This is a genomic window from Acinetobacter nematophilus, from assembly GCF_026344175.1.
GTDB classification, from domain to species: Bacteria; Pseudomonadota; Gammaproteobacteria; order Pseudomonadales; family Moraxellaceae; genus Acinetobacter; species Acinetobacter nematophilus.
Genome location: NZ_JAPKMY010000014.1, coordinates 1 through 19,733, shown reverse-complemented (window position 1 = coordinate 19,733; position 19,733 = coordinate 1). Strand labels below are relative to the sequence as shown.

Below are 19,733 nucleotides of genomic sequence, written 5' to 3'. Positions count from 1 at the left end.
ATTCAGGACTTATCCACAGAAAAAGTCGAAGACACGGTGTTAAAAAATTTTGAATTTAAAACTTTAAATTTAAAGTTTATGGGGATTTGAATTTAAAATAAACCATGTGGATAACTTGTTTGGCTAGAATTGAGAAATATATTGTGGATAAAAAATAGAATTATTTGAATTTAAAAAGCATGGTGATAATCTGGTGTGGATAAGTTTATTTAAATTTAAAGTCACGATGTCAGTAGTTTTGAATTTAAAATTGGAAAATGAATTCAAAATTTACGTTTTTACATCTGTCATTTTATTCACAGGCTGTTATGGTATTCAGATAATTTAAATTTAAAACTATTTTTGTGGATATTATGCGCCATTTAACTTTGATTTGTGGATCTGTTTTAATCGCGGCATCACATGCCAATGCTGAATTAATTATGAATGGTCAGACGGTGTCTAGCTCACCAGTGACAACAACTCAGAATACCGACTATACGCCTAATTCTAATTTTCAAAGCTGTATTGCAAATTTACGTTCACAAGCCGTGAGCTCTGGTGTTAGTGGTTCAACCTATGATCGCTATACACAAAATTTAACACCTGATTATTCAGTCATCAGTAAATTAGACTATCAACCTGAGTTTTCGACCCCGATTTGGGACTATCTTTCAGGTTTAGTCGATGAAGAACGTGTTGAAAAAGGGCGTCAAATGCTAAGTCAGCATCAAGATGTTCTTAATCGTGTTGCGGCTGCTTATGGCGTTCCCGCAGAAACAGTCGTAGCTGTTTGGGGTGTAGAAAGTAATTTTGGAGATATTTCTGGGAAATATCCATTATTGCAAGCCTTAGGAACATTGAGTTGTGAAGGGCGTCGACAAAGCTATTTTAGAGGCGAGTTCTTTGCCACGATGCGTATTTTACAACGTGGAGATTTACGCGAAGATCAACTGAAAGGTTCATGGGCCGGTGCATTCGGTCATACTCAATTCATGCCTTCAACCTATGAAGAGTTGGCTGTAGATTTTGATGGTGATGGACGCCGTGATCTGGTTTCAAGTACTTCTGATGCCTTAGCTTCAACAGCCAATTTTTTGAAAAAACGTGGATGGCAAACAGGCATGCCTTGGGGCTTTGAGGTAAAAATTCCTGCGGGAGTATCGGTATCTGGGGAAAGTCGTCGCAATAAAAAATCACTCAGTTCTTGGGTCAATCGTGGTTTTACTCGTGTTGATGGTACTCCAATCATTCAAGGCAATTTATCGGAAGGCGCTCAGGCTGGTCTAATGATGCCTGCGGGTGCAAATGGGCCCGCATTCTTGGTGTTTAAGAACTTTGATGCAATTTACTCCTATAATGCTGCTGAAAGTTATGCACTTGCAATTGCCCATTTATCCGATCGTTTACAGGGTAAAGGCGGTTTCCAAACAGCTTGGCCAACAGAAGATGCTGGAACATCTCGTGCCGAACGCCGTGAAATTCAAAACTATTTATTGAAGAAAGGCTATGCGATTGGAGATGCAGATGGTTTGATTGGGGATAAAACTCGCCAGGCCATTCAACAAGAACAGGTCAAGTTGGGCCTGAGCCCATCAGGTCGAGCAGGACAGCAGATCTTAAAAGCGTTTAGAAACGAGGCTGCAAAGAGTATGATGCAGTAAAATATGGAATATTCAGGACAGTGAATATAATAAAAAGGTCTGCGATTGCAGACCTTTTTATTGATTGGTTTTATTCAATCGCAGATTGATCGATTTTCACAGCTTCCAGTACATCTAAAATGACCGCAGTAACGTCCTGAGTGAGATCTCGATCATTAAAGATTTCATGGGCTGTTATGGTCACATCTGTATCACTGGGCAATTGTTTCTGTTCTTCTTCAATCAAATGCTGGATTGGAAGTAAGGTTTGTTTGATTTCAAGATGCAAAATATCTGCAAACTCAATATTTTCATCTTCCAGTTCAATAATTTGCTCATTGAAGTAAGGCAATAAAATGGAATGAAGATATGGCTGAAGTTCAGTAATATCATAAATTTCAATATCACGAGTTTGCTCAATCGTGCTGATATGATCATTTACTTCCAACATAATATGATAATAGCTCACAGTCATCTCCTCAATTCATTGCGTCATAACTTCACAATAACATGAATTTGAAAAAAATAATTTAAATACATAAGGAAATTATGGATTTAAATGCTGATAGTTCATCATTAAAAATTGTTTATCGTTGTCTTGAGTTTAGCATGGCTAAATCCGTCTGAGTTAATCTAAAATTTTTCAAATCTTGTTCTTTCATCATCGGATACATCAGTGCTTTAGGATCATTGTTATGTGCAAGTCCTAAAGTATGACCCAGCTCATGTGCAATCGTTACTGTCAGATCGGCATCTGATTCAAATTCATAAATATTAATGCTTTTACCATCAAAAACGCCTTTATCGAACTGGCGAGGCTGGAAACGTGTATTAAATTGATCAACGGATTGATTATACTGATGATTCAATGAGTTAAGCTGTTCAATTTGACGGTTTAAGCTATCAACTTTTTGATTATAAATGTCTAATTGTTGCTTCAATTGATGCTGTTCAATAATCAGCTGATTTTTTTGTTGGTCTAATTCAAACCTTGCAGAAGCATTTAAATTTTGCCGAGATTGATTAAGCGCATTGATCAGTTGATTATATTGTTCAACTTTGTGCTGATAACTGTTTTTTTGAAAGTCTAGTTGTTGATTGACTTGATTTAATTCAAGATGGAGTTGCTGAATTTTTTGCTTTTCAGTTTGAGAATATTGTTGAGTATTTTCTAAAATACGTAAGGCTTGAGTTCTGGCAATGGACTCAGCTTGGCGCTCATCATAAATCAAATTAATCGTCAGCTTTGCCTGATCATCATAAACAAATAAACGCTGCATCGTACCCAAGTGCCATATATCAGCAGCTTCTTGTGCTAAATTTTTTATCTGTGCTTTACTCAGATGAAAGCGAGGATCAACTTCGCCAACACGATAACGTAAACGAGTATCTAAAGGGTGTGTAATACGATCAATCACTGAATTATGGTTGAGTTGCGGATACATCATGCGTTGAATCGCAAAATATGCCGTAAATATAATGATGCTGATAAGAATCCAAAAACGCATGCTTGATTAAAAAATAATTTTTGTTATAGATAATCTATCTGAAAATTACACAATCGCAAACACTGATGAATGGAATGTTGATTTTAGGCTGGATTTTTTTAATTGCGGGCATTTGTTGCTGGATGAATGTTATGTATTGCTTGGTGAAACTGTTCAAAGCAAGATTATTGATAGAGATGCCATTAACGCAGCAATCTAAAAATTTTAAAGTTGTGAAGAATGGCGGTTATGCAATTTGGCAAGAAGGGCCGTTATTTAAACTTGCGCCTATGGCATTCATTCATCCAGAAATTATGAATATTGATTCTCAACAAATGGTTAAATTAACCTCCAGCATCGGGCGGCCACATAAAAATGGTTTTACACGTGGTTCAAATTTGATGTTTTATTGTGAATTGCAGGTTGGAAACTACTGTTTAGAAGTGCTCAATGGTTCGTCACTCAATCCAATTGAAGATAAAATTTCTCAGGCTATCACTGATCATTTATCCATTAAGAAACAATCTGATAGTCTATACAATATACAGATACGTGAAAGTCTGACTAAAAAGCAAAGAATCTTCATGTTGCTATGTATATTTGCAGGATTATTTTTATTGATGAAAGGCCTGTTTACGATCATATCCCTCAGTCTAGGCACGCCTATGGAAGGTTCAATGGGTTAATCTTTTTTATTTATGGGCTAAACAAGAGGTGAATATCGATAAATAACAGGATAAAAGCCAAAATACTGAGAAATCGATTTATCCAAACAGAAATTCTTAAATAGTCAGCAGTGATATACAGGGATTTGAATTGTAAGGGATGCAACATGATATAGCTGATTTTCTGTTTAAACACGGCGGTGACAGTGTATTGTTGTTTTAAAACAATTTGCCGCACAATAAAAGCATTTATCCACCAAAACACCAACAGAATCATTAAAATAATCAAGATACTCAATGCCAAGCGAATCCAATCGTTCTGCTCAAAAAAGGTCATATCAGTATAAAAATGGCTCATCAGTACAATGCTGACCAGTAGCATGGTGCGATAAAAGCTCTGCTGAATAAATTGTAGTTGCACAGGGCTGTTTAGCTTTTGCGTATCTGAATGGCTTACAATCTTGCGCGCAAAAAGTGCAAAACCATGACATAGAATTTCTAAAAAAATATATAAAGCAATGCTGATACCGAGGATTTTATACATAACTAATCGTGTTCAAAAATGGGTCGATATAAAGCAGGCGTTACTAGAATCATCAATAAGATCCCCGAACAAACAAAGGCAAGATCATTAAAAATCGCGGCATAACTGGTCATGTAAATCCAGTGCATATAAGGCATGAAATAAAGCAGAAATGTTGGAAAAAAACTGTAGAGATACGCTTTTCTTGCCCATTCTTTTTTCAAACATAAGCCAAAGGTAATGATCAGTATAATAAGGCCCGCGATTGACAACACAGCCAGCTCCCAAGTCTGTGGGTCTTGATACAGTGTTCTATCCAGCAGTACTAACTCAGCTTCGGTACTGTATACGTCTATGATTGCGGCGATAATGGGCAAAATAAACTGGGCAAGGATCAAACTATAATAAACAGTGGGTGAAACAGCAGGGGAGTTTTTCATTGTTTGATCCATTATTATTGTGATTATTAAGATAAAAGATTTAGCGATAATTGGCAATTCATCATCTTAAAAAATCACAATGAGCCTGTCTATGGATGAGGTTTTATAACACGCAATCGCTAACGAAATGCTGCACGACTTCCGTTAGATTTCGTGCAAGGTATTGTTGCGTATAAGTCTGTGTAAAATGCGCGTGATACGCTTGTTCTGAATCAAAGCGTTCCCAGAGCAGTAAACGTGTTGGCTCTTGTTGGCATTGATGCAGTTGGAATATGGTACATCCTGATTCTTGTTGAAGCGTCATTCTGCATAACGATTGTAAAGCTTCACAGGTTTCTGAGATTTTATTTTTATCAATAATTTTTAATTCTGCGGTGATGTAAAAGCCTGAGCTAAACATATATTTACTCCGATTTAAATGGGGGAGTAAAAATGTTAATTGCTTGAGTTCACTCTAGCTCAAGCATTTTTTTTGCATAAAGTTTAATTTTATAGTCAACAATATCTTGCTCTTGTTGAAGTCTTTGAATTTCTTGTTTTAATTGAACTGAATGCTCAATCAGAAGCTGCCGTCTTTGTTTTAATGTGTGTTCTCCTTGTAGGCGAAATTGGGCAAAATCTTGAATTTTTTCTAGAGGCATACCTGTTGATTTTAATCGTTTGATCCATTCAAGCCATTCCAGATCAAGCGATGTGTAGACACGTTGTCCAGATGAATTACGGCGAATATTTTTCAGTAATCCAATTTGCTCATAGTAACGAAGGGTATGGATGGATAAACCGATTTTTTTTGAAATATCAGAGATTAGCAAAAAGACCTCAATGCTTTAAAAGTAAATGTAGGATCATAAAAAAACCGCTCAAGACCTTGAGCGGTTTTTTAGATTAAAGTGACAAATTATTTTTTGTCATCTTTCACTTCAGTAAATTCAGCATCGACTACGCCATCATCAGCTTTTTGCTGTTGTTGACCAGCTTCACCACCGAACTGGTTCGGGTCAAAGCCTTGAGCTCCACCTTGACCTTGAGCTGCTTCATAAGCACGCTGAGTGATCGGCATAATGATGTTTTGCAAAGCTTCAGTTTTTGCTTTGATTGCATCAACATCATTTTCTTTCGCAGTGACTTCTAATTCAGAAACCGCTGTTTCAACTGCAGTTTTTTCATCAGCAGTGACTTGCTCACCAAGATCTTTAACCGCTTTGTTTGCAGAAGCAACTAAAGCATCAGCTTCGTTACGTGCTTTTGCAAGCTCTTCAAACTTACGATCTTCTTCAGCATTTGCTTCAGCATCTTTGATCATTGCTTCGATTTCAGCATCAGACAAACCTGAGTTTGCTTTAATCTGGATCGATTGCTCTTTACCAGTGCTCTTATCTTTTGCAGATACTTTTAAGATACCATCAGCGTTGATATCGAACGATACTTCAATTTGTGGCACACCACGTGGAGCAGGTGGGATGTCGCCTAATTGGAAGTTACCCAACAATTTGTTTTGTTGAGCCATTTTACGTTCACCTTGGTACACTGAAATGTCTACTGCGGGTTGGTTGTCTGCTGCTGTAGAGAACACTTGAGATTTCTTCGCAGGAATCGTGGTGTTTTTCTCAATAATTGCAGTTAACACGCCACCCATGGTTTCGATACCCAGTGTTAATGGTGTTACGTCAAGTAAAAGTACGTCAGTTTTGTCACCCGACAATACTGCACCTTGAATTGCAGCACCAATTGCAACAGCTTCATCAGGGTTCACATCTTTACGAGGTTCTTTACCGAAGAACTCTTGTACTTTCTGTTGAACCATTGGCATACGGGATTGACCACCAACCAAAATCACGTCAGAGATATCAGAAGTCGAAAGACCTGCATCTTTAAGCGCAATTTTACAAGGCTCAATCGTACGAGCAACTAAGTCAGCAACTAGGCCTTCTAATTTCGCACGTGTTACATTCATCACTAAGTGTTTAGGACCTGTTGCATCCGCAGTGATGTATGGCAAGTTAATTTCAGTAGAATTTGATGAAGAAAGCTCAATTTTGGCTTTTTCAGCGGCTTCTTTTAAACGTTGCAATGCAAGAGGATCTTGCTTCAAGTTGAAATTTTGTTCTTTTTTGAACTCTTCAACCAAATAGTCGATCAATGCATTATCAAAGTCTTCACCACCAAGGAATGTATCACCATTAGTAGACAATACTTCAATTTGTTGGTCGCCATCTAAGTCAGCGATTTCAATGATTGATACGTCAAATGTACCACCACCTAAGTCATATACTGCAACTTTACGGTCGCCTTCTTTTTTATCCATACCGAACGCAAGTGCAGCAGCAGTTGGTTCGTTAATGATACGTTTAACTTCTAGACCTGCAATACGACCCGCATCTTTAGTTGCTTGACGTTGAGCGTCATTGAAGTAAGCAGGGACAGTAATTACTGCTTCAGTTACTGTTTCACCTAAATAATCTTCAGCAGTTTTTTTCATTTTTTTCAAAATTTCTGCTGAGATTTGTTGAGGTGCAAGTTTTTTATCATTCACTTCTACCCAAGCATCGCCATTGTCTGCTTTGATGATTTTGAATGGTGCAATCCCGATATCTTTTTGTACAGCTTGATCTTCGTATTTACGACCAATCAAACGTTTGATCGCGAATAATGTGTTTTTAGGGTTGGTGACTGCTTGACGTTTAGCAGATTGACCCACAAGAATTTCGCCATCTTTATATGCAACGATAGAAGGTGTTGTACGCGCGCCTTCAGCATTTTCAATTACTTTAACTTTATCGCCTTCAAGTACAGCAACGCATGAGTTAGTTGTACCTAAGTCAATACCAATAATTTTAGCCATAAATCTATTCCTCTAAATTCTTTTGAATCCCTTTTATTTCCCCTTTAGAAAAGGGAGCATTAAAAGGATTTTCTTGTTATCCGATATGAGAGCCATTCAAAAATTTTCAAGTCATTATTTGAGAAAATTCATGAAAATATTTTCAAAAAGCCCTGTTTTATTCAGCTTATTGACCTACCATAACCATTGCAGGGCGAAGTAGTCGTCCATTTAAGGTATAACCTTTTTGCAATACTGTACCAATTTGGTTCGCAGCTGCATTTGGATCGATCCCTACGGCTTGGTGTAAATCTGCATTAAAGCCATTGCGAGTATCTGCTTCGACCACACCAAACTTTTCCAAAGTGGTCAAAAGAGACTTTAAGGTGAGTTTTACACCTTCAAGTACAGGTGTTTCTTCATCACCACCTGCTTGTATGGCACGTTCAAGATTGTCGACAGAGTCCAATAACTCTTTTGCGAACTTTTCTAAAGCAGTCTCTTTATGTTTTTCAGCATCGCGCTGAATACGTTCGACACTTTTTTGTGCTTCATATACTGCATTTGCCGTACGGGCTTTTTCCAGTTTTAAACTCTCTTCTAAATTGCTGATTTGAGCTTGTAAAGCTTCAACGGTAACTTCAACCTGTTCATTTTCAGTCTGAGTTTGCTGTTCTGCTTGCTCGTTTTGAAGATCTTGGGCTTCTTGATTTTGCTCAGTTGCCATTGATTTACTCCGTTTAAATGGGTTCTTAAACATGTACAGTCCTTATCGGCAGCAGTTTTGCACTGTGTTCATTTTTGAACTGCCATGGTCGTTTAATTCGTCAATGAATATGAAATGTGGGCGAGCTAATAAAATTCAAGCAAGATTGGATATTATTTAATAAAATTCAGCAAAAAAACTCAAAAGCTTAACTGAACGACATATAAATCTTAATTTATTGTGTGAATATTCAGCAAATACACAGTTTTTTTACACAGAAAAAATTGAGCCTTTGTTTTTTCTCTATTTTGAAATTGTGAAAAATGACCATTAAATTCAAAAATTAAAATTGAATGAATAGATAAAAATTATAAATTAATATATAAAACCGATTAAAGTTATTGAAAATAAGGCTTTGCGAAAACTATTCAGTTTCTTTATTATGCACCTTAGATTCTATGGCTGTAGTTTCTTTTTATTATTTGAATCTGTTTTTCATAGCTTATCCAATCTTCTTGGATAAGCTTTTTTTTGTTTTTTAAAAGCATTAACAATGTAACCAGTGCGAGACTTTTACGGTAAAAATATTTTTTCTTGACTTAAGCTTTTTATCTTACGAGTAGGATTCATATATAAAAAATGAGATAAATGAAAGGCTTAACTTAAAAATAAATCGGATTCAAAATAAATCATTGATTTAATAAACTTTGCAGAACTTATACGGCAACACGTTAAAAGTCTTACCAAGCTGCAACGAAGTTTGTTGAAAAAATAGCAATCATAGTCAGCACGACGATGCGGACTGTATTGTCGTTTTTTAATCGAGTGATGATAAAGGAATTAGTGATGAAAAAATCAGGTCTCATTTTTATGTTGTTGGCAGGTGTTGCGGTGATGAGTACAGCATGTACTTCAAATGAAAGCACACAAACTCCTGAAACTACACAATCAGCACCAATGGCGTCAGCAGATCAGCAGCAATCTGCACAAACGTCAACGGTTGATCCTGCTCAACAGGGCACTGCCGTAGAGGGCGATGCAACAATTCAGCAATCACAACCTGCTCAAGCAACCCAAGATCCAACTTTGGGTGAACAACCTTCAGCTCAATAACTGCTGAAATAAAAAAATCAGGCGATCTTTTGGATGCCTCCAGCGCCTGATTTTGATACTTAACAAGATCGGATCAATATTTATTCACCTGCGAGTGAACATTCAAAGTTGGTCCGATCTACAGTACAACGTGCTCGTTTAAGCACAGACATCATGGTTGGGTCATAAACCCCTTGTTTGGTCAATTCTAAGCGTGTATCGCGAAGTAGTTTTTGATAGCGCTCTTTATCCTCTTTGCTTAAATTGAGACGATATTTATTTGGAATCGTTTCCTCTTGTTTTTTGACCATCTCAAATTGTTTTGGCATTTTTTTAAGGAACCATTCTCTGGATAGATTCCCGAAACCTGGAGAAAATTTACTGGTATTGAAAATCAAATCGGCTGTGACATTGAGTACTGGAAAGTTAAACATCGCGCCATTTGAACCCAAACCTTTTGAAAGTTCTAAAGGTTTGAAGGCATAAGCAGGTGCACCAACCATATCCACTTTGCCTTGATTAAATTTAAGAATAAAATCTGAAATATCAGACAAGACAGGAATTGCACCCACACGTTTTACTGCTGCAATCTGGGCTTTATCATAGGATAATACAGCGAATTTTTTACCTTTTCCTTTTTCAATGGTATTTATCGATCTATCATTCACAAAGATATAAGCTGGTCCTATTTGTGCGATACCACCCACTTCATATTCCACACCATTGATTGTTGATTTCAGTCTTTGGGTATTTCTTTTATCTAGAACGAAATTAATCGCTTTTAAAGCAATAGCATTGTTCGGGACCCCACCAAGTGCATCAATAGAACCCGCAAATTTATTAAATTGACGCGCTCGCATTGCGGTTAAGAAGACTGCATCACATTTACCACTTTGGAAATCTCGTTCAGCCAGTTCTTCATTTTGATAAGCAATCAGCTGGATATCGGTATTCCATGCTTTTGCAGCGAGTGCCCATTCTTCCATCATCTTATAGGATTCACCCGCTTTTCCTAATAAATCAAATACACAAACATCCTGTTTTGCTTGAGAAATACTTGATAATCCAAGTAATGCGAGTGTTGTAAAAGCAATAAATCCCTTTTTCATGTTATATCCTTATACTCAAAAGTGCTTTATTTATAATCAATATAGTAATTTTATTTGAATGATAATAGAGTTTTTACTCTATTTCCGATGAGTAAACCCTTGAATGTGCTAATTAATGTGACTAAATATTCATTTAATTTTTTTATTGAGATTTTTATCGTATTTTAATAGTTGAAATTAGATTCATAAAATATGCTTAATTTTGATCGAGATACCAATGAGTATAAAAATGGATCAACTTCTTAATGAAGAAAGTGAATAAGCAAATCTAAAAAACATATTTTTTAATAATATACAAAAATCGTAACATGAACTCGCTTTCCTTCTTTTTCCTTGAATTGTCTGCCTATTTTGATCATGAAATTTCAGCAACTTGTTTTACTTTGCTCATCTTTAGCTGTGTTCAGCTCTAGTGGTTGGGTGAATGCACGTCCAATCGTGATTGGCTATCAAACCAATATAGAGCCTGCCAAAGTTGCTCAGGCAGATGGCGTATATGACAAGGTAATTGGGGAAAAACTGGATTGGCGCTTATTTAACAGTGGTGCTGAAGTTTTAACTGCATTAGCTTCAGGCTCAGTAGACATTGCATTGATTGGATCTAGCCCTTTAGGTGCTGCTGTTGCCAATAATTTGCCAATCGATGTGTTTTTGATTTCAACAGATTTAAAAAGTGCAGAAGCCTTGGTGGTCAGAAATGGTTCAGGTATCCATCGCCCGCAAGATTTAATCGGAAAAAAAGTGGCGACACCATTTGCTTCCACTTCGCATTACAGTTTGTTGGGTGCATTGCAACACTGGCATATTAAAACCAATCAAATACGGTTGTTGAACCTAAAGCCTGCTGAAATTAATGCAGCATGGCGTCGAGGAGATATTGATGCCGCTTTTGTTTGGTCTCCAGCACTTGCCAATATTAAAAAAACCGGCAAGGTGATGACCAATGCAGGGCAGGTTGGACAATGGGGCTCGCCTACCTTTGAAGTTTGGGTGGCACGCAAGGATTTTGCACAGAAGCACCCTGAAGTACTCAGTAAATTCTCCTCGGTGACCCTGAATTATTATGATGCCTATAACCGAAATAAGCGCCATTGGACTGCAAGCTCAGCTGAAGTACAAAAAATTGCCAAAATCACGGGTGTTGATGCACAAGATGTTCCCATGCTTCTAGCAGGCGCAGACTATCCTGATCGCCAAGCGCAATTAAGCCCACAGTATTTAGGTGGGCGAACCACACAAAATATTGCCAATGCAGTCAACTTTTTGAAGGCACAGGGCTTGGTTAAGAAAGTTTCACCAAATTATCAACAATTTATAAATACACGTTTTATCAACGCGTCGAAATAGAAATCGGAAGTAATCATCATGGCTGTATTGACTGTAGAACATGTCCAAGCACAGTACCCAGGTGCTGAGCAACCGGTACTGCAAGATGTGTCATTTCAATTGGGCTCAGAGCAGCTTATGGTTGCTTTAGGTGCCTCAGGAAGTGGTAAAACCACCTTATTGAACCTGATTGCAGGTTTTACACGTCCACAGATGGGAAGTATCAAGCTTGATGGTGAAGCCATCCTTGCACCGAGTCGTGATCGTGGTGTGGTATTTCAAGATGATGTTTTGCTCCCTTGGCAGAATGTCGAGGACAATATTGCTTTCGGTTTGGAGTTGGCGGGTATTGATAAACGAACGCGCCAAAAACGTGCACAAGAATTACTTAAACTGGTTAATTTAGAAGGATTTGGGCAACGGCATATTTGGGAGCTTTCAGGTGGTCAGCGACAAAGGGTAGGCTTAGCACGTGCTTTGGCCTCAGATCCTAAAATTTTATTGATGGATGAACCCTTCGGTGCTTTGGATGCTTTCATACGTGAACAAATGCAGTGTCTATTGTTGGATGTCTGGAAAAGTACCGCAAAGCCAACTTTCTTAATTACCCACGATATTGAAGAAGCTGTTTTTCTTGCTACAGATCTGATTATTTTGGCGCCCAATCCGGGACGAATAGTCGAGCGTTTAACGCTGGATTTTGCAAAAAGATATGCCGGCGGTGAGTCAGCACGAAGCATCAAATCTGATCCAAAATTTATTGAAACGCGAGAACATGTGTTGAGCCGGGTATTTATTCAAAATCATCAAGACTCAAGGGGTACAGTTCAACGTGCGCCCGTTCAAGGGGAAAAGGTGTAATTATGACAGCACAATTAGACCCTAAATTAATGACCTCGACTCAACCTCAGCCCAAGAAAGGTAGTGTTCCACGTGAAGTGAATATTACCTTGATCAGTAGCATCACAATTGTTGCATTGCTTGCAAGTTGGTGGTTAGTCACTGCCTTAGGTTGGATTGATGCTTTATTTTTGCCATCACCAGTTGCAGTATTGGACCGTTTACAGGATTTGATTGCCAACGGCTACATGAGCATCAGTTTATGGAGTCATATTGGCGCAAGTTTAGGCCGTATCGGTACAGCTTTAATTGCGGCAGTAATTACGGCTATTCCTGTAGGCATTGCGATCGGTCGAAATAAAGTGATACGTGGTGTTGTCGATCCAATTATTGAGTTTTATCGCCCCATTCCCCCTTTGGCTTATTTGCCTTTGATCGTGATTTGGTGTGGGATTGGCGAACTGTCCAAAGTTTTACTGATTTATCTTGCGATTTTTGCACCGATTGTCATCGCAACATCGACAGGGGTTCGCTCCGTTGATCAAGCAAAAATTCGTGCAGCACAGTCTTTGGGTGCAACACCATTGCAAATAATTAAACACGTGGTTTTACCGAGCGCTTTACCCAGCATATTAACTGGTATTCGTATCGGACTGGGTGTGGGATGGTCCACCTTGGTTGCTGCGGAGTTGGTCGGTGCTTCTGAAGGTTTAGGTTTTATGGTGCAATCGTCATCACAACTTTTGGCAACAGATGTGGTGATTGTGGGGATTTTGATTATTGCTGTGATTGCTTTTGCTTTGGAAATAGGATTGCGTCGTTTACAAAAGAAACTGGTTCCGTGGGATAAGCAAGTGCAATAAATGCTTTGACTTAAATTTTGGGGAATTTTGACGCTATTGATAAAACGGCAGTCGCACTCAAATTAGTTATAGCATTTTTTAAGTTTTAATAATGATGAATTGCCTTTAAAACATCGTGAGATGATCGAGGAAGAAATGAACGCTGTTGTATCAAATACTTTTAAAATTACACCATTGAATCCGACCATTGGTGCTTTGATTGAAGGGATTAATTTTAATCAACCTTTGACGCCTGAAGAAAAGACATTGATTGAAACAGCTTTGTTAAAACATCAGGTTATTTTCTTTAGAAATCAGCCGATGACGGCTCAGCAACATGCTGCTTTTGCCCGACAGTTTGGCCAGTTGCATATTCATCCCATTTATCCAAATATTCCAGAACAACCAGAAATTATGGTTTTGGATACTGAATTAAATGATTTGCGTGACAATGCACTGTGGCATACCGATGTCACTTTCCTTGAAGAACCTGCAATGGGTGCAATTTTGAGTGCGAAGAAAGTTCCAGCATGGGGTGGCGATACACTCTGGTCAAGTGGTACAGCAGCTTTTGAAGCCTTGTCTCGACCAATGCAAAACATGCTATCGGGTTTAACCGCAACACATGATATAGCACGTTCATTTCCAATTGATCGCTTTGGGGGTGATCCAGTCGAGTTGGAAAAGTTGGAAGCTGCCAAGAAAAAGCATCCGCCCATCAGTCATCCTGTGATTCGTACCCATCCCGTTACAGGTCGTCAAGCCTTATTTGTGAGTGAAGGGTTTACCACACGAATCAATGAGTTAGAAGCTAAAGAAAGTGATGCAGTTTTGAAAATGTTATTTGAACATATTCAAAAACCTGAGTTTGTAGTGCGTTGGTCTTGGCAAGCCAATGATGTTGCATTTTGGGATAACCGTTGTACATTCCACTATGCAGTGGATGATTACCGCCCACAGCATCGTGTCATGAATCGGGCAACATTGATGGGTGATCGACCTTTTTATCAAGCAGATTAATCTTTTCAATTTTTCTAAAAAACCAATCAAATTTGATTGGTTTTTTAGCATTTGAACTTGGTAAATTTAAAATCAATAAAACTTAAAAGCTTACATAAGTGTTTTCCCGATAAATATAAGAAAGCTGTTTTAAAACTTGAGAAGATACATTGAGATTTATGCAGGATTTTGTGATTAAAGTTATTAAATCATTTGAAAATTCAAGATTTCAATGTAGGTTTTTTATAATAAAAATGTTTAGTTATTCATCAAAATTAAATAAATGATCAACATACTAGGCAAGAATAATTTATTGCTTGTTGGAAATATCATGTTGATTAATAAGAAAAAGCAAATATTTTTGCTGAGTATGCTTTCTACGTTACTGGTGGCGTGTAATGATGACAATGATCATTCAAATGTTGACCAACCTGTAGAAGCAAAACCATTAGAGTTAAACATCCTACATATTAATGATCACCATTCACATTTAGATGAAGAAAGCATTAAATTTAAAACTAACGTGGGGACTGGAGAAGAAGAATTTAGTGTTACAAGCGGTGGTTTTGCACGTGTCGCCAGCTTAATAAATCAACTGGCAGCAGAAAAGAAAAACGCTTTTAAAATCCATGCAGGGGATGCGATCACAGGAGATTTGTACTATAACCTCACTGACGGTAAAGCAGATGCGGATGCAATGAATACCGTTTGTTTTGATACATTTACTCCTGGAAATCATGAATTTGACTCTAAAGATGATGGCTTAAAGAAATTTATAGGTTTTCTTGATCAAGGTACTTGTAAAGAAAAGACCCGAGTCCTGACGGCCAATGTGAGTTTTGGTGCATCGTCTCCTTTGTATAAGACCAATCGTATTTTGAAATCACAGGTCTTTGAAAAAGAGGGTGTTAAATTTGCGGTCATTGGTTTAACCGTGGCCAAGAAAACCAAAAACTCTTCTCAACCGAATGCAGATACACTGTTTGCTGATGAAATTGAAACAGCACAGAAAGAAATTAATCAATATAAGGCGCAAGGTATCAAAAATATTATCCTACAGACCCATGTGGGATATGACCTCGATCAACAATTGGCAAAATCACTGACAGATGTTGATGTGATTATTGGTGGGGACTCACATACTTTACTGGGTCCAGACGGTCTTAAAAAATATGGAATGACGCCTGAAGGCGCTTATCCGACTCAGCTACGCAATAAAGATGGTCAATTGGTCTGTGTCGCTCAAGCTTGGCAATATAGTTATATAGTTGGGGATCTCAATGTTAAGTTCGACAAGAATGGCAATCTGGAAAGTTGTAATGGTACACCACATGTTTTAATTGGTAATAACTTTACCCGTACAGCGAAAGATGCAAAAGCAGTCACTGAAACTGAAAAACAAGCAATACTCGCTCAATTCAAAGCAGACAATGCACCGTTTACTGTAGTCACACCATTACAAAAAACGCTAGATGTTTTAAAACCTTATCAGGAGCAAAAGAAAAGCTTTGCTCAGAAAATTGTAGGACAGGCAACAGATAACTTGTGCTCGCGCCGTGTACCAGGTACACAACGGGATGTAAATCGCTCAACATTAGGAGACGTGTGTAATAAAAATACCCATGTGGATCAACATGGTGGGGATATTCAACAAATTATTGCCGAAGCATTTTTACAACAAGGCAAAACGTTTTTTGGTGCAGATATTTCATTCCAAAATGGCGGCGGTGTACGTGAAGATGTGGCTTTAGGCGATGTAACCGTGGGTAAAATTTACAACGTCTTGCCGTTTAAAAATACATTGTTGCGTTTAGATTTGTCGGGTGCTGAAGTTAAAGCAACATTGGAAGATGCAATAGATGGTGTGATTGCTCAGAATAATACGGGAAGTTATCCGTATACAGGTGGTTTACGTTGGAATGTTGATTTTACAAAAGACAAAGGCCAACGTCTTAGCCAAATACAGGTGCGAAATGCATCTGGACAATATGAAAATCTTGATCTGAACAAAACTTATAAAGTAATCACCATAGATTTTCTTGCCAATGGCGGAGATTACTATACGACTTTAAAAACCATTACTGGGGAACGTCGTTTAGATGTTGGCTTGGATTATGCAGAAGCTTTCCTCAAATATGCCCAAGCTTTGGCTGGTCAAGAGGGTCAAAAGAAAATTAATAAATTAGCAACCACTGAATACAGTACTCAGCTATTTATCGATAAAGCCAAGTAAGTTTAAAGAAAATAAAAAATCCTGCTTAGGCGGGATTTTTTATATGTTGTATCTTGATAAAGCGGAGATAGAAAATGAATATTGAAAATTTTTAAATCATCTCATGTAAAAAATAGATTACTCCAAAATCAAATGATGAACAAAAGCGTGAATAAATAATTGCAAAAATATCTGCTTAACATTAAAATGAGCCAAAATTTAGCCATGATGGCTTAAATAACCACAATGATGACATTAATTTTTTCTTTCACTGACTTTATTTGATCTTGTAACGTTGCCATTTGACAAGATTGTAGCCAACCACTGACTGGTTGCAGGATAACCATAATATCTTGATTAAACCCAGTACATTTTAAACATGCGTTTGAAATGTAATTTGAATCTACATTTAAATTCAATATTCGGGAGAACAATCATGCTGTTTAACGTATTTCTCATTTTGGGCTTTCAATAGACCCCATACATTTTAATCGTTTAAATTAAACGAAAAGAATACCTTATTTTAAAGAATATACATGTTCTTCGGGTTCGCTTTGCTTATAAAAATGCAGATTGCACAAAGCCAAACCCGGACATGAAAAGAAAAAAGTGAATATATGAACGAATATATCAATCAACCTTTTGCGCAAACCAAGCAACAGGTTGAGGTCGCAGATTTTGCTGAAATTTCCCCGATTGTAAAACTTTGGGCTTTTCGATTTTTGCTAGAGTTGGGCGGTGCAAAAGAATTTATTTCTGATCATTGTTTCAGTCATCAATGGATTGCCAAAAAACTGGGTTTTTCAGAGACATTACTGGCAGATCAATTTAATGAGCAAGCAGCATATCAAGAACTCAATCAATTGCATAAAAGCACTCAGCAGCAAAACTTATCGAAGGCTTTTCAATTTAGTGATGAGCTGCAATATAACCTGAAATTAATCCAGCAATTACTGGATTTAAATGATGTTGAAAGTACGATTTTAGGTTTTGTGGTAATGCTCAACAGTGAGCAGCTTTTAGATGATATTGCCGATACGATTGGTGAACTCACTGCATCTAAAACGATTCGTGCTTTAGCCGTCGTTTTGGATTTGCCTTATGATGAGATCCGTCAAGCGCTGTCAGTACAAGGGCGTTTACATCGTAGTGGCTTGATCAGTGTGCAGCAGCACTATCGCAATTACTTACGTGGAAAATTGAATCTGGTCTCTAACCAATTGGCCGATAAATTATTGGTTAAAACCAATGATGTGATGGATCTTTTTGTTGGCACCATTAATAAAAGCCAAGTTGCTGAATTAACGCTTCAGGACTATCCGCATTTAGCCTCTGAATTGACCTTGCTGATGGCATATCTAAAGCAAGTGAAATTGAGTAAACAACAGGGTGTGAATATTTTTCTGTATGGGAGTTCTGGTACAGGAAAAACACAGCTATGTAAAACTTTGGCACAAGAAATGGGCGTGCAACTTTTTGAAATCTCTTGTGAAGATGAAGATGGCGATGCGATTTCAGCGACAGGGCGTTTATGTGCTTATCGTGCAGCACAATGCATTTTTGACAGCCAATCTGCTTTATTGATGTTTGATGAAGTGGAAGATGTTTTCAATGACACTGAAAATGGCGTCGGCATGAAAAGCACAGCACAAAGTCGTAAGGCTTGGGTCAATCGGATATTAGAACAAAATCGCACACCCACGATTTGGGTTTCAAACTCTGAACAACTTGATCCTGCGTTTATACGTCGTTTTGATATGGTACTAGAAATTAAAGTGCCCCCTAAACAGCAACGGAGTAGCTTTATACAACAGCATTGCGGTAATGATCTCAACATGATGTATCAACAAGCTTTCGCCAATGTGGAACAGCTATCGCCTGCAATTTTGCGTCGAAGTTATCGTGTTGCAAAAGCTGCACAGGTGGAAAATGAAAATTTAGTGGTACAGGAAAGTATGGCTAAACTGATTTCCAATACACTGGGAGCGCAAGGACATCAACGTATTAAGTTGCAGGATTGCAATGCATTACCGAAATTCTATGATTTGACCTATATCAACTGTAAGTCAAATCTTGCTGAAATCACAACAGGGATACAGCAACATGGTTTTGGACGTTTATGCTTATATGGTGCATCAGGAACAGGCAAGACGGCATTTGCAAGATGGCTTTCCGAAAGCATCAATCGACCATTGCTGATTAAGCGTGGCTCGGATTTAATTTCAGCCTGGGTAGGTGAAACAGAACAAAATCTTGCGAAAACTTTTCAGGAAGCGGAAGAGATGCAGGCTGTTTTGCTGTTGGATGAAGTCGATGCCTTGCTACAAGACCGTCGTCAAGCAACACGTTCTTGGGAAGTATCACAAGTCAACGAGTTTTTGGTACAGATGGAAAGCTTCAATGGCATTATGGTTGCAACAACCAATCGCTTTGATCAATTGGATCAAGCAGCCATGCGCCGTTTTGATTTTAAGATGCATTTTGATTTCTTAAATTATGCTCAACGCTTGGCTTTACTGGAAAGTGTCTGTGCGCAACTGAAGCTCGTTGTTAATGAATCCGTGATCAAGGCGAAGTTAAATGCGCTAGACCGTTTAAGTGCCGGTGACTTTGCGGTGATTGTACGACAGTCTTGTTTTCATCCTTTTGAAAATGTGGATGCAATTGTGCAACATCTTGCCGATGAAATGGCGGCCAAATATAAAAACACACAAAGTATAGGATTTACCGCATCAACTTGATGCGGTTTTTCTTTTTAAAGTGCGATAACAAGAAATAAGCCGAGTTTTTTTAGCTTTCGTATGGAAAACACAGCAACCAAATAGATTTAATATGAAAAAAATAGATGAAAATGCTTAAAAAATAGATAAAGAAGCCAAAAAAAGGGTGGATTTGAGGAAAAAACATCCATCCGAACAGAAAGATTAAAAAAAGGGGTTGTGTTGGATAGGGAATGCTGTAGAATGCACATCCATCGGCGGTGATGAAGATTAAAACTTCTGATAAAACAATGACTTGGTTGAATTGATTAAGTTAGGTTTTAGAAGGT

The 19,733-nt window shown here is 37.9% G+C and carries 18 protein-coding genes; 9 read left to right on the top strand and 9 right to left on the bottom strand.

Features of this window, described 5'->3' with window-relative positions:
- The first annotated feature begins 353 nt into the window (after positions 1-353).
- Positions 354-1,643 carry a lytic murein transglycosylase gene (locus OSH00_RS18740; protein ID WP_266131684.1) on the top strand — a complete coding sequence of 430 codons (1,290 nt, stop codon included), beginning with the start codon at positions 354-356 and terminating at the stop codon, positions 1,641-1,643.
- Positions 1,644-1,713: 70 nt separating this feature from the next.
- On the opposite strand, the gene OSH00_RS18735 is transcribed toward OSH00_RS18740, so the two are convergent.
- Positions 1,714-2,097, bottom strand: a complete 384-nt coding sequence (locus OSH00_RS18735) for a hypothetical protein (RefSeq protein ID WP_266131683.1) — start codon at positions 2,095-2,097, stop codon at positions 1,714-1,716.
- A gap of 112 nt (positions 2,098-2,209) precedes the next feature.
- Positions 2,210-3,130 (bottom strand): matrixin family metalloprotease, encoded by a 921-nt coding sequence (locus OSH00_RS18730; RefSeq protein WP_266131682.1) that lies wholly within the window; start codon positions 3,128-3,130, stop codon positions 2,210-2,212.
- A 176-nt stretch (positions 3,131-3,306) separates the two neighbouring features.
- On the opposite strand from OSH00_RS18730, the gene OSH00_RS18725 reads away from it, so the two are divergent.
- Positions 3,307-3,795: a hypothetical protein gene (locus tag OSH00_RS18725; protein ID WP_266131681.1), complete on the top strand. Its 489-nt coding sequence runs from the start codon at positions 3,307-3,309 to the stop codon at positions 3,793-3,795.
- A 10-nt stretch (positions 3,796-3,805) separates the two neighbouring features.
- Here OSH00_RS18725 and OSH00_RS18720 read toward each other — a convergent pair whose 3' ends face one another.
- The 6 genes from OSH00_RS18720 to grpE all read right to left on the bottom strand — a co-directional run bounded on the left by OSH00_RS18720 (position 3,806) and on the right by grpE (position 8,285).
- Positions 3,806-4,318: a hypothetical protein gene (locus OSH00_RS18720; protein WP_266131680.1), complete on the bottom strand. Its 513-nt coding sequence runs from the start codon at positions 4,316-4,318 to the stop codon at positions 3,806-3,808.
- 2 nt (positions 4,319-4,320) lie between these two features.
- Positions 4,321-4,737, bottom strand: a complete 417-nt coding sequence (locus tag OSH00_RS18715; protein ID WP_266131679.1) for a hypothetical protein — start codon at positions 4,735-4,737, stop codon at positions 4,321-4,323.
- Positions 4,738-4,840: 103 nt separating this feature from the next.
- On the bottom strand, positions 4,841-5,137 hold the full coding sequence (locus OSH00_RS18710; RefSeq protein WP_266131678.1) for a putative quinol monooxygenase: 297 nt from the start codon (positions 5,135-5,137) through the stop codon (positions 4,841-4,843).
- A gap of 49 nt (positions 5,138-5,186) precedes the next feature.
- Positions 5,187-5,549: a MerR family transcriptional regulator gene (locus tag OSH00_RS18705; RefSeq protein ID WP_266131677.1), complete on the bottom strand. Its 363-nt coding sequence runs from the start codon at positions 5,547-5,549 to the stop codon at positions 5,187-5,189.
- An 86-nt stretch (positions 5,550-5,635) separates the two neighbouring features.
- Entirely contained in the window at positions 5,636-7,579 is a 1,944-nt protein-coding gene (dnaK, locus tag OSH00_RS18700; protein WP_266131676.1) for a molecular chaperone DnaK, read from the bottom strand.
- Positions 7,580-7,745: 166 nt separating this feature from the next.
- Positions 7,746-8,285, bottom strand: coding sequence for a nucleotide exchange factor GrpE (grpE, locus tag OSH00_RS18695; protein WP_266131716.1), 540 nt, complete (start codon positions 8,283-8,285; stop codon positions 7,746-7,748).
- 825 nt (positions 8,286-9,110) lie between these two features.
- On the opposite strand from grpE, the gene OSH00_RS18690 reads away from it, so the two are divergent.
- Positions 9,111-9,377, top strand: coding sequence for a hypothetical protein (locus tag OSH00_RS18690; RefSeq protein WP_266131675.1), 267 nt, complete (start codon positions 9,111-9,113; stop codon positions 9,375-9,377).
- Between the two features lie 80 nt (positions 9,378-9,457).
- Here the strand turns inward: OSH00_RS18690 and OSH00_RS18685 are convergent, their stop codons facing one another.
- Positions 9,458-10,465 (bottom strand): putative solute-binding protein, encoded by a 1,008-nt coding sequence (locus OSH00_RS18685; protein WP_266131674.1) that lies wholly within the window; start codon positions 10,463-10,465, stop codon positions 9,458-9,460.
- A gap of 357 nt (positions 10,466-10,822) precedes the next feature.
- On the opposite strand from OSH00_RS18685, the gene tauA reads away from it, so the two are divergent.
- The 6 genes from tauA to OSH00_RS18655 all read left to right on the top strand — a co-directional run bounded on the left by tauA (position 10,823) and on the right by OSH00_RS18655 (position 19,425).
- Entirely contained in the window at positions 10,823-11,812 is a 990-nt protein-coding gene (tauA, locus tag OSH00_RS18680; RefSeq protein WP_266131673.1) for a taurine ABC transporter substrate-binding protein, read from the top strand.
- Positions 11,813-11,830: 18 nt separating this feature from the next.
- Positions 11,831-12,652: a taurine ABC transporter ATP-binding subunit gene (gene tauB / locus OSH00_RS18675; protein ID WP_266131672.1), complete on the top strand. Its 822-nt coding sequence runs from the start codon at positions 11,831-11,833 to the stop codon at positions 12,650-12,652.
- A 2-nt stretch (positions 12,653-12,654) separates the two neighbouring features.
- A complete protein-coding gene (gene tauC / locus OSH00_RS18670) occupies positions 12,655-13,494 on the top strand; it encodes a taurine ABC transporter permease TauC (RefSeq protein ID WP_420909553.1) in 840 nt (279 codons plus the stop codon).
- 135 nt (positions 13,495-13,629) lie between these two features.
- Entirely contained in the window at positions 13,630-14,493 is an 864-nt protein-coding gene (gene tauD / locus OSH00_RS18665) for a taurine dioxygenase (protein WP_266131671.1), read from the top strand.
- Between the two features lie 310 nt (positions 14,494-14,803).
- Positions 14,804-16,705: a 5'-nucleotidase C-terminal domain-containing protein gene (locus tag OSH00_RS18660; RefSeq protein WP_266131670.1), complete on the top strand. Its 1,902-nt coding sequence runs from the start codon at positions 14,804-14,806 to the stop codon at positions 16,703-16,705.
- A 596-nt stretch (positions 16,706-17,301) separates the two neighbouring features.
- Complete coding sequence (locus OSH00_RS18655; RefSeq protein ID WP_266131669.1) at positions 17,302-19,425, top strand: AAA family ATPase; 2,124 nt, start codon at positions 17,302-17,304, stop codon at positions 19,423-19,425.
- The last annotated feature ends 308 nt before the right edge of the window (positions 19,426-19,733 follow it).